Annotated in this window: 11 protein-coding genes; 4 read left to right on the top strand and 7 right to left on the bottom strand. The window is 62.4% G+C overall.

Features of this window, described 5'->3' with window-relative positions; all coding sequences use genetic code 11:
- Positions 1-167: 167 nt before the first annotated feature.
- The 6 genes from glnT to AC2FLM_RS18195 all read right to left on the bottom strand — a co-directional run bounded on the left by glnT (position 168) and on the right by AC2FLM_RS18195 (position 6,287).
- A complete protein-coding gene (glnT, locus tag AC2FLM_RS18220) occupies positions 168-1,496 on the bottom strand; it encodes a type III glutamate--ammonia ligase (protein ID WP_234144967.1) in 1,329 nt (442 codons plus the stop codon).
- Between the two features lie 73 nt (positions 1,497-1,569).
- The gene (locus AC2FLM_RS18215) at positions 1,570-2,922 is read right to left on the bottom strand and encodes an FMN-binding glutamate synthase family protein (RefSeq protein WP_234140843.1); all 1,353 of its coding nucleotides are present in this window, start codon (positions 2,920-2,922) and stop codon (positions 1,570-1,572) included.
- 7 nt (positions 2,923-2,929) lie between these two features.
- A complete protein-coding gene (locus AC2FLM_RS18210) occupies positions 2,930-3,607 on the bottom strand; it encodes a GXGXG domain-containing protein (protein ID WP_234144968.1) in 678 nt (225 codons plus the stop codon).
- Positions 3,607-4,536: a class II glutamine amidotransferase gene (locus AC2FLM_RS18205; protein ID WP_234140841.1), complete on the bottom strand. Its 930-nt coding sequence runs from the start codon at positions 4,534-4,536 to the stop codon at positions 3,607-3,609. Before AC2FLM_RS18205 ends, AC2FLM_RS18210 begins: the two co-directional genes overlap by 1 nt.
- A 146-nt stretch (positions 4,537-4,682) precedes the next feature.
- Positions 4,683-4,901 carry a hypothetical protein gene (locus tag AC2FLM_RS18200; protein ID WP_234140838.1) on the bottom strand — a complete coding sequence of 73 codons (219 nt, stop codon included), beginning with the start codon at positions 4,899-4,901 and terminating at the stop codon, positions 4,683-4,685.
- Positions 4,902-4,913: 12 nt separating this feature from the next.
- Positions 4,914-6,287 carry an ammonium transporter gene (locus AC2FLM_RS18195; protein WP_496859396.1) on the bottom strand — a complete coding sequence of 458 codons (1,374 nt, stop codon included), beginning with the start codon at positions 6,285-6,287 and terminating at the stop codon, positions 4,914-4,916.
- A 244-nt stretch (positions 6,288-6,531) separates the two neighbouring features.
- Between AC2FLM_RS18195 and AC2FLM_RS18190 the strand changes: the two genes are divergently transcribed.
- Genes AC2FLM_RS18190 through dmmC form a run of 4 tightly spaced genes read left to right on the top strand, consistent with a single transcriptional unit; the run spans position 6,532 to position 10,425 of the window.
- On the top strand, positions 6,532-7,677 hold the full coding sequence (locus AC2FLM_RS18190; RefSeq protein ID WP_234166770.1) for an aminomethyl transferase family protein: 1,146 nt from the start codon (positions 6,532-6,534) through the stop codon (positions 7,675-7,677).
- Positions 7,678-7,721: 44 nt separating this feature from the next.
- A complete protein-coding gene (gene dmmA / locus AC2FLM_RS18185; RefSeq protein WP_234221354.1) occupies positions 7,722-8,363 on the top strand; it encodes a dimethylamine monooxygenase subunit DmmA in 642 nt (213 codons plus the stop codon).
- Positions 8,360-9,346, top strand: coding sequence for a PDR/VanB family oxidoreductase (locus tag AC2FLM_RS18180; protein WP_234140831.1), 987 nt, complete (start codon positions 8,360-8,362; stop codon positions 9,344-9,346). Before dmmA ends, AC2FLM_RS18180 begins: the two co-directional genes overlap by 4 nt.
- 11 nt (positions 9,347-9,357) lie before the next feature.
- Positions 9,358-10,425, top strand: a complete 1,068-nt coding sequence (gene dmmC, locus AC2FLM_RS18175) for a dimethylamine monooxygenase subunit DmmC (protein ID WP_496859395.1) — start codon at positions 9,358-9,360, stop codon at positions 10,423-10,425.
- A 48-nt stretch (positions 10,426-10,473) separates the two neighbouring features.
- On the opposite strand, the gene AC2FLM_RS18170 is transcribed toward dmmC, so the two are convergent.
- Positions 10,474-11,103, bottom strand: coding sequence for a helix-turn-helix domain-containing protein (locus AC2FLM_RS18170; RefSeq protein WP_193385774.1), 630 nt, complete (start codon positions 11,101-11,103; stop codon positions 10,474-10,476).
- Positions 11,104-11,217: the final 114 nt, after the last annotated feature.

The following is an 11,217-nucleotide window of genomic DNA, read 5'->3' as shown; positions in this document are numbered from 1 at the left end:
CCTGGCCGCCAATGGCGAAGACGCCAACGGCGCCGTCGAGGACAAGGTCAAGGCCCAGGTCGCAGACCTCTGCGCCAGATTCCCGATCTATCCAAACCTTTGACCCCGAACAGAAAAGGGCCGCTGCGAAAGCGCAGCGGCCCCACCCAAGGCACCCTTGATATCGCTCAGATATCGAGGGTGTTTTCCTTTTCCCAGCGGCTGAAATGGGTCACGAAGGAATTCCATTCCTGCATCTTCATCTTGATGTAAGAGGACGAGAACTCATCTCCCATGCTCTGCTTCAACTCCTTGTCGCGGTCAAATTCGCGGATCGCGTCCAGCATGTTGAGCGGCAGTTTCGGCGCGCCGCGCACCTTGTGGCCCTCGGCATACATGTCGATGTCCCAGCGCTTGCCCGGATCGGCCTTTGACCGGATGCCGCTGAGGCCGGCGGCGATGATCACGGCCTGCAACAGATAGGGGTTCACCGCGCCGTCGGGCAGGCGCAGTTCGAACCGGCCGGGGCCGGGGACGCGCACCATATGGGTGCGGTTGTTGCCGGTCCATGTCACCGTGTTGGGCGCCCAGGTCGCGCCCGACATGGTGCGCGGCGCGTTGATCCGCTTGTAGCTGTTCACCGTCGGGTTGGTGATCGCCGCCAATGCGCTGGCATGTTTCATGATGCCGCCCAGGAAATGCTTGCCGCGCTCGGACAGGCCCACTTCGCCGGTCGGGCCGTCACCGTCACCAGCAAAGACATTGACCTTTGACGCCGCCCCCGGCGCATCCCAGACCGAGATATGCGCGTGGCAGCCATTGCCGGTCAGCCCCTCGATGGGCTTGGGCATGAAGGTGGCGCGGAACCCGTGTTTCTCGGCCACCGACTTGGTCATGAACTTGAAGAAACTGTGCTTGTCCGCCGTCGTCAGGGCGTCGTCGAATTCCCAGTTCATCTCGAACTGGCCGTTGGCGTCCTCGTGGTCGTTCTGATAAGGTCCCCAGCCCAGTTCCAGCATATAGTCGCAGATCTCGCGCACCACGTCATAGCGGCGCATCACCGCCTGCTGGTCGTAACAGGGTTTGGCGGCGGTATCGAACGGGTCGCTGATCTGGTCACCCTCGGGGGTCAGCAGAAAGAACTCGGCCTCGATGCCGGTCTTGACATGCATGCCCTCGTCCGCGGCTTCGGCAATCAGGCGGCGCAGCACGTTGCGCGGGGCCTGGGCGACATCTGCACCCTCCATCACGCAATTGCTGGCGACCCATGCGACCTCGGGTTTCCAGGGCAGCTGGATCACCGAGGACGGATCGGGCACCGCCAGCATGTCGGGATGCGCCGGCGTCATGTCCAGCCAGGTGGCAAAGCCCGCAAATCCCGCGCCGTCCTCTTGCATGTCGGCGATGGCCTGGGCGGGTACCAGTTTGGCCCGCTGACCGCCGAACAGGTCGGTGAAGGAGATCATGAAATACTTGACGCCTTTGTCCTTGGCGAATTTGGCCAGATCAATGGTCATTCTTGTCGTCCCTGTTGTCGTCTGTTTTTGAATTGGAAAAGGCGCGGGATGGTCCCGCGCCCCGGTTTCACACTCAGAACCCTGCGCCGGTCTTGCCGGGCCACCATTCGGTGCCGGCAAGGGGGACGCGGGCCATGGCGGCCGCCTCCATGGTCAGCGCGCACAGATCCTCGGGTTCGAGATTGTGCAGGTTGTTATGGCCACAGGCCCGCGCGATGGTCTGCGCCTCGAGCGTCATGACGTTGAGATAGTTGCGCAGGCGCCGCCCGGCATCCACCGGGTCGAGCCGGGCCTGAAGCACCGGATCCTGGGTGGTGATCCCGGCGGGGTCGAGCCCCTCGTGCCAGTCGTCATAGGCACCGGTGGTGGTGCCCAGCTTTTGATACTCGGCCTCCCATTTCGGGTCGTTGTCGCCCAGCGCGATCAGCGCGGCGGTGCCGATGGCGACCGCGTCGGCCCCCAGCGCCATCGCCTTGGCCACATCGGCGCCGGTGCGGATGCCGCCCGAGACGATCAGCTGCACCTCGCGATGCACGCCCAGATCCTGAAGCGCCTGCACGGCGGGGCGGATACAGGCCAGCGTCGGCAGGCCCACATGCTCGATGAACACGTCCTGGGTGGCGGCGGTGCCGCCCTGCATGCCGTCCAGCACCACCACATCGGCCCCGGCCTTCACCGCCAGCGCGGTGTCGTAATAGGGGCGGGTGCCGCCGACCTTGACATAGATCGGCTTTTCCCAGGCGGTGATTTCGCGCAGCTCCAGGATCTTGATCTCCAGATCGTCGGGGCCGGTCCAGTCGGGGTGGCGACAGGCCGAGCGCTGGTCGATCCCCTTGGGCAGGTTGCGCATCTCGGCGACGCGGTCGCTGATCTTCTGACCCAGCAGCATGCCGCCGCCGCCGGGCTTGGCGCCCTGGCCGACCACGACCTCGATGGCGTCGGCCTTGCGCAGGTCGTCGGGGTTCATGCCATAGCGCGAGGGCAGGTACTGATAGACCAGCTTGGTGGAATGGCCGCGCTCCTCGGGGGTCATGCCGCCATCACCGGTGGTGGTCGAGGTTCCGGCTTCGGACGCGCCACGTCCCAGCGCCTCCTTGGCGGGACCGGACAGCGCGCCAAAGGACATGCCCGCGATGGTGATCGGGATATCCAGCTCGATCGGCTTTTTCGCAAAGCGCGTCCCCAGCGTCACCTTGGTGTCGCAACGCTCGCGATAGCCTTCGAGCGGGTAGCGGCTGATCGAAGCGCCCAGGAACAGCAGATCGTCGAAATGCGGCACCCGGCGTTTCGCCCCGCCACCGCGGATATCATAGATGCCGGTGGCCGCCGCGCGGCGGATCTCGGCGTTGATCGGGTTGGAAAAGGTTGCCGACTGGATCGGCACTGTCCGCGGGGGAGCGTTTTCCTTGTTGTCTTTCACGGTCATGACTCCCTCAATACGCGTTGTCGACTTTGAAATTATAGAGCTGGCGCGCAGAGCCGTAGCGCTTGAACTCTTCGGGTTTGGCATCGCAGCCGCCACGCTCCAGCAGGTCGCGCAGCAGCTCGATATGTTCGGGGCGCATCTCTTTTTCGATACAGTCGGCGCCCAGTGACTTGACCGAGCCGCGCACGAACAGACGTGCCTCGTAGATCGAGTCGCCCAGCGCGTCGCCCGCATCGCCGCAGACGACCAGGTTGCCCGACTGCGCCATGAAGGCGGACATGTGGCCGACATTGCCATGCACCACGATGTCGATGCCCTTCATCGAGATGCCGCAGCGCGAACTGGCATTGCCCTTGATCACCAGCGTGCCGCCATGACCGGTGGCCCCGGCATACTGGCTGGCATCGCCGTCGATCACCACGGTGCCCGACATCATGTTCTCGGCGACGCCGGGCCCGGCCGAGCCATGCACATGCACGGTGGCCTGTTTGTTCATGCCCGCGCAGTAATATCCGGTCGAGCCCATCACCTTGACCTCGATGGGCGCGTCCAGCCCCACGGCGATGGCATGGCTGCCGCGCGGGTTCACGATGGTCCATTCGGTCTGGTTGGTCTCGTCCGACTGGGCTTGCAGCGTTGCGTTCAGGCCGCGCAGGCCGTCGGCTGCCAGGTCGTAAGTCTGCATTACGCGGCCTTTCCGGTTGGGGTTGCGGTGTCGCCATGGGTCCAGAAATAGACGGTGGCGGGTTCGGGTTCCCACACGCGGGCCTGTTCGATGCCGGGCAGGTTGACCAGCGCGCGGTATTCCGAGCCAAAGGCCACATATTGATCGGTCTCGGCCATCACCGCCGGTTTGCAGGCGATCGGGTCGCGGACCACGCCGAACCCGTCGCGGGTGCCCACGACGAAGTTGAAGAAGCCGTCCAGATCCTCCAGCGACTTTTCCAGCGCCTCGCCCAGGGTGGCGCCGGTCTGCATCTTCCAGGTCAGATAGGCGGCGGCGACTTCGGTGTCGTTCAGGGTCTCGATATGGATACCCTCGCGGCGCAGCTTGCGGCGCAGCGAGTTGTGGTTGGAGAGCGAGCCGTTATGCACCAGGCACTGGTCCGAGCCGGTGTTGAACGGGTGCGCGCCCAGCGTGGTGACCGCCGATTCCGTGGCCATGCGAGTATGGCCGATGCCATGGGTGCCGGTCATCGAGGCGATATCGAATCGTGCGGCCACATCGCGGGGCAGGCCGACCTCTTTGTAAATCTCCAGCGAGTCGCCAAAGGACATGACACGCACGTCGGGCGCGACGTCCTTGAGCTGGCGGCGCAGCGCCTCGGCGGTGCCATGGGGCACATGCAGCACCGCGTGCGTGTCGCGGCGGCTGAGCGAGACCGGGCCACCGACCAGCGGCTGCACCTTCTCGGCCAGATCGGCAAAGTCCCGGTCGGGGTTTTCCGATTGCACCGTCACCTTCGAGGTGGTGGGCGAGGGATCGCCGTAAATCGCGATTCCGGCGCTGTCAGGGCCCCGGTCGGTCATGGTGATCAACATGTCAGTGAGCAGGGCGCCCAGCTGAGGTTCTAGCGATTTGTCCTTCAGGAACAGTCCAACAATTCCGCACATTTCGGCGACGCTCCACGATTGTGATTCTGCCTGTCTTTCCCAGGCTCTTTCAGCAGGCTAGCACCGGAATTTCGAAGCCGCAACTGCTGTGAAACAAATTTCACTGATAGGCAAGGCGCGCGTGAGCACGCCTTGCCGGGATCGCTCTAGTAGCGTTCGACGCTTTTCTGGATGCGCTCATGGTCCAGCGCCCGTTTCTTGGCGTTTTCCAGATGCGCGTTCTCGCGCACGAACTGGATGCGGTGCCAGCCGATCCAGAACAGCACCCCGATCACGGTCATCGCGACCTCCCAGCCCTGAAAGGGATAGATGGCGCCCACATTGGCCAGATCGACGGCCCAGCTTTCATATCCGATTGTCGACATATCCTGTTCTCCTTATTCCGCAGGCGACACTTTGGACGCCAGATAGGCCTTGTCGGCTTCGATGATGGCTTCCTTGGCGTCCTCGTAGGCGTGGTGTTCGGCGTAATCGAGGCCCTCCAGTTCCACTTCCTCGGGGATGCGCAGCACGCCCGCGGCAGCCTGCATCTTGGCCACAACAAAGGCGGGCAGGAAACCGAGGCCAAAGAACATGATCAGCGCACCGATGAACTGGCCGACCGGGTTGATGGTGGCATAGCCCTCATAAGGCGAGGACGGCGCTCCCCACAGGACAAAGCCCGCGATGATCAGGCCGATGAACCCGGCATAACCATGCACGGCAACCGCGCCCACCGCATCGTCCAGCTTGAACCGGCGCTCGACCCAGTAATGCAGGCGATAGACGATCACCACGCCGATAGCGGCGATGATCATGGCCTGGATCGGGTGGTAGAGGTCATTGCCGGCAGAGGCGGTGATCACCCCGGCCAGACCGCCCGAGAAGGTCCAGAATGCATCGCCCTTGGACACCACATAGGCCGCCATCAGACCGCCCGAAAGCGACATCAGGAAGTTGAAGGTGATACCCGACAGAGAAGTCGGTGCCAGATAGATGTTGGTTGCCGTCCAGGTGGTGCCGGTGATCTGGCCGCCGATCGCCTCGGGCGAGATCGCGGGCACGTTGCACGCGGCATAAAAGCCCCAGAAACCGGTATAGATCAGGAAGATCCCGATGGTCAGCATCCAGGGGTTATGCGGCGGGATGTCCCGCGGCGTGCCATCTGGGGCGAATTTGCCGATCCGCGGCCCCAGGACCATGATCACCCCCAGCGCATAGCCACCGGCAATGGCGTGAATCACGCCCGAGGCATAGGCGTCGTGATAGCCCAGATACTGGACCATCCAGCCGCCATAGTGCCAGCCCCAGGCCGCGTCGATGATCCACCAGACCGAACCGATCAGCACCGCATGCACCCAAAGTGCCGAGGACCGGATGCGCTCGATCACCGCGCCCGAGACGATCGAGGCTGCCGTCCACGAGAACAGCAGGAAGGCCGCCCAGAACACGCCGGTGATTCGGTCCGCTGCGTTCGGCCCCATGGTCTCGGCCCAGGGCAGGTTGGCGGCGCCCGCCTCGGTGTCCAACCCGCCGAAGAAGGGGAACATCGGGAAGGCCCAATAGATCCACCATCCGAAGAAGAAGAAGGTGACGGTGACCAGCGGGATCACCATCACGTTTTTCATTAACGTGTGCATATGGTTGCGTCGGCGGCTGGCGCCGACCTCGTACATGCAGAACCCGACGTGAATCAGGAACATGAACACGACCGTCACCCAGTAGTAGAACTCGGTAAATACCGTCGTCAGTGCGTTAAGATTTCCATCCATTTCTGTCTCCCCGGTTGGATAACTCTGACTGCTGCGAAAGTTTTTTTCCTAAAAGGGAAGCTCTTGATTATGCTGTCTGTCAATAAATTTTACTGGCATGCAACATTGTGCGGATGCAGAATAAGAACCCTGCTTAAAGTTCGGGCAAATATTCCCGGTAGGAAATTTTTTTTACGTTTGTGTTGATTTTTGTCCGGACATGGGTCTGAATGATGCAAACCGAACAGATCAGGGAGTCACAGGGATGGCGATCATCTACAGAACCTCTGCGCTTGCGCAGCGGCATGCCGAAATCGGCGGCGAGTTGGAGGATTGGAACGGTATGGGAACCGCATGGTTCTATGACCATACCGACGAACGGGCCAAGGCCGATTACGAGGCGGTCCGCACCAAGGCCGGTCTGATGGACGTGTCGGGCCTGAAAAAGATCCATCTGAGCGGCCCGCATGCCGCCGCCGTGATCGACCGCGCCACCACCCGCAACGTGGACAAGCTGATGCCGGGCCGGGCGGTCTATGCCTGCATGCTGGACGATCGCGGCCTGTTCATCGACGATTGCGTGATCTACCGCCTGTCGGTGAACAACTGGATGCTGGTGCATGGCACCGGCACCGGCCATGAAAGCCTGGCGATGGCCGCCTATGGCAAGAATGTCTCGATGATCTTCGACGACGACCTGCACGACATGTCGCTCCAGGGACCGGTCGCGGTGGATTTCCTGGCCAAACACGTTCCCGGCATCCGCGATCTGGCCTATTTCGGCATCATCCAGACCAAGCTCTTTGGCAAACCGGTGATGATCTCGCGCACCGGCTATACCGGCGAGCGGGGGTACGAGATCTTTTGCGAAGGCCGCCACGCCATTGAACTCTGGGATGCGATACTCGAGGACGGCAAGGACATGGGCATCCGCCCGGTGCAGTTCTCGACCCTCGATCTGCTGCGCACCGAAAGCTATCTGCTGTTCTATCCCGGCGACAATTCCGAGACCTATCCCTTTGCCGACGAGAATTGCGGCGACTCGCTGTGGGAGCTGGGGCTGGAATTCACCGTCTCGCCCGGCAAGATCGGGTTCCGGGGCGCCGAGAACCACTATGCCCGCAAGGGCAAGGAGCGGTTCAAGATCTATGGCGTCAAGCTCGAGGGCACCACGCCAGCCGACATGGGGGCACCGCTGCTCAAGGATGGCGAGGTCGTGGGCGTCGTCACCTTTGGCATGAATTCGGACCTGAACGGCCATAACGTGGGCATCGCCCGGATGCCGGTTGACTGTGCGGTGCCGGGGACCAAGATGACGGTGCGCAACGAGGATGGCACCGAAATCGCCTGCGTGGCCGAAGAGATGCCCTTCTACGACAAGGACAAGTCCATCCGCGCCGCCAAGGGCTGAGGATCACCGGGCAGGCGCCCCCGGAGGCGGGGCGCCTGTTCTTCTTGCGATCGGACCAAGAAGGAGTCAGCGACGGGATGTCCAAATTTCAGTTTCCACCAAGTATCGCCAGCCGCCCGGTCTATGGCACGCTGGAGGCGCGACCGGGCAAGGCGCATCTGATGATCGCCGATGCCGAGGGCGCCGAGGCGCTGCTGGATCTGGCCTCCAGCGATGCCGCGCTGTTTGCCAATGCGCATATCATCTATATCCCCAAGGACACCGGCGAGACCTATGTGGAGCGGCTGCGCGCCCTGGGTCCGGCGCAATTCTATGTGGGGCCCAGCTATGCCGCGTCGGTCCAGCGGATCCGCCGGGTGCTGTCGGATGCCCATATGGGGCTTCAGGTCTATCTGGCCGGAACCGAGGGGCTGATGGGACAGGCCCAGAACGAGGCGATGCAGGCGGGCATTCCCCATGGCGCGATCCAGACCGAACATCGCGGCTCGGTCGCGCGGCGGATGCAATGCGTGCATTGCAAGGGCATCACCGAGGACGTGACCACTGATCCCTTCGTCTGTTCCCATTGCGGGCTGAACCTGTTCGTGCGCGATCACTATTCGCGCCGTCTGGCCGCCTTTCAGGGGGTGTGCATCGACGCCGAGGACCCCGGCAATGTCCCCGAACCCGTGGAGCTTTACAAATGAGTGCAGCCCCCCAGAAAGCCAAGGCAGGCGCCGAAAAGATCGAGGTCACCGTCAGCGCGGTCGTGCCGCTCAATCCGCTGGTCACCCGGTTCGAATTCACCCGCCGCGACGGCCAGCCGTTTCCGCCCTTTTCCGCCGGTGCCCATACCGTGGTCGAGATGCGCGATGGCGCGCGGACCCGGCTCAATCCCTATTCGCTGATGTCCGATCCGGGCGATAGCAGCATCTATGCGATCTCGGTGCGCCGCGACGATCAGGGCAGGGGCGGTTCGCTCTTCCTGCATAACCAGGTCAAGGTCGGCGACCCGATGACCATCACCTATCCGGTGAACCTGTTCCCGCTGGATCTGCGCGGGCGCAAGCATGTGTTCCTGGCCGGCGGCATCGGCATCACGCCGTTCCTGGCGATGATCGCGCATCTGGAACGGATGGGCGGCGCCTGGGAGCTGCATTACTCCTGCCGCTCCAAGGAGCTGGGCACCTATGTGGACGAGCTGACCTACAAGCATCCCAACAAGGTGCATGTCTATTTCGACGATCAGGATCAGGCCATCGGGCTTGAGGATCTGCTGGATGGTCAGCCGCTGGGCACCCATGTCTATGTCTGCGGTCCCAAGGGCATGATCGACTGGGTCCATGCCACCGCCGCGGCGCATGGCTGGCCCGACGAGAACGTGCATTCCGAGGAATTCCTGGCCCCGCAGCCCGGCAAACCCTTTGAGGTGCGCCTGTGCAAATCCGACATCACCATTCAGGTGGGCGAACATGAAAGCCTGCTTGAAGCGATGGAACGCTGCGGCGTCGACGCGCCCTTTCTGTGCCGGGGCGGCGCCTGTGGCCAGTGCGAAACCGATGTGGTCTCATCCGATGGCGACTTCGTGCATCGCGACCACTGGCTGGACGATGACGAACACGCCAGCGGGAAAAAGATCATGCCCTGCGTCAGCCGGTTCGTGGGCAAAAGCCTCGTGCTGGACCGGTAGAGGAGACCCCGATGACGATCCAATTCAACACCGAAACCTTCCGCGACGATTACTCGTTCCGCAATTCGGACTGGGCGATCAAGCGCTTTCCCTTCCCGTTCCACGAAGACAGCTACATGTATTCGGTGAACATGGAGCAGCACCGGGGCGGCCCGGCGGGCTCGGTCTATGAAAAGCGGTTCGACGTGGACGAGCATTACGTCTCGGAAATGGCCGACCGTGCCATCGTGCTGGCCGAGGATCCGCTGCGCTGCCAGTCGCTGCCGCATATGACGCTGGCCGGTTGGGACACGCTGGAATTGATCATGGTCTGCAAGTCCGAGGATTACCCGGACCTGTTCGAGCTGCACCGCGACGGCGACCGCTGGCGCTGGATCAACAAGCCGATGGGGATCGACCACACCTTTACCTTCCTTGATGAAACCACGCTGCCCTGCGGGCCGCTGGAATACATCACCCGGCAGGCGCAGGGCGATTACGCGGTGCTCGATCAGCGCGGCGACATGCTCTACATGGATGCGGGCATGGTGACGACACAGGCGGACTGGAGCCTGGATTTCGACATCGGCATGGATTTCTTCGAATGGCACGCGCCGGTGCCGCTGGCCCATGAGATGGGCATCTTCAAGCGGGCGCTGAAATTCCTGCTCAACATCCAGCAGGGGGCGCCTGCGCGGCGGCTGAACTGGACCATGACGGTCAATCCGCTGCTCGATACCAGCCCCGAGAACTATCACAAATGGGGGGTGCAGAAGACCACGCTGACGCCCGAGAATATCGGCGCCAAACAGCATCTCAGGGTCGAATTGCAGACCTTTTACCGGCTGCCGCGCTCGAACGCGCTGTTGTTCCCGATCCGCTGTTACCTGATCGCGTTTCAGGATCTGGTGACGGTGCCGAAATGGGGCCGCCGCCTGCACCGGGTGGTGCGCGACCTGCCCGAGGAGCTGGCCACCTACAAGGGGTTCATCGCCAATCGTCCTTTGATGCTGGACTATCTCAGCCGGTATGACGACGGGCTGCCGACTTCGCCGGGGATCTGGCCCGATCTGGAAACGGAACCGCCGTTGCAGACGTAACGCGCAAAACAAGGCCGGGATGCGCAAGCGCGTCCCGGTCCGGGCGGCTCAGCCCTTTTTCTGCTGCGGATAGCAGATCACCGACAGATAGCGCGTCGGCAATTCCACCAGACGCTCTGGCCCGTGCGGCGCGTCGGCGTCAAAGAACAGCGTGTCGCCCGGTTCCAGCGGATAGATCTCGCTGCCATGCAGGTAGTCGACCTTGCCTTCGAGCATGTAGATCATCTCGATCCCGTCATGCTGAAAGGTCTTGAAGGTGTCCGATTCCGTGCTGAGCGTGATCAGATAGGGTTCGACGATGACACCGCTCGAATTTGACCCGATATGGCCAAGCAGGCTGTATTGATGCCCGGCGCGGGTGCCGGCGCGCTCGATCTCCAACCCCTGTCCCGCCTTGGTATGGATCGCCTCGCGCTTTTCCTCGTACCCTTTGAAGAACGCGGTCAGCGGCACCGACAGCGCATTGGCCAGGGTTTGCAGCGTGGTGAGAGAGGGCGAGGTGTTGCCGTTTTCGATCTTGGACAGCATCCCGATCGACAGGTCGGTCAGCTTCGACAGCTCGGCCACGGTAATGCCCTGCTGCTTGCGAAAGGCGCGAACCTCGCGGCCGATGGCGACCTCGAGAACCTTCTCGCGTTCCTCGCGAACGCTATGGGGATCTTGCAAAAGCTGTGTCATGCGGAGATCCTTTGCAGCATTCATGGGGGTTCCTCAAGCTCTTCCTGTATTGCCCTGCGGTCAGTTCTGCTTCAACTCTAGCCGTTATTCACCACATTGCATAATTTTTTCTCT

The sequence above is a fragment of the Ruegeria sp. SAZD011 genome, from assembly GCF_059612545.1.
Note: the sequence above shows the minus strand (reverse complement) of the source record. Positions and strands in the feature narration are given on the sequence as shown.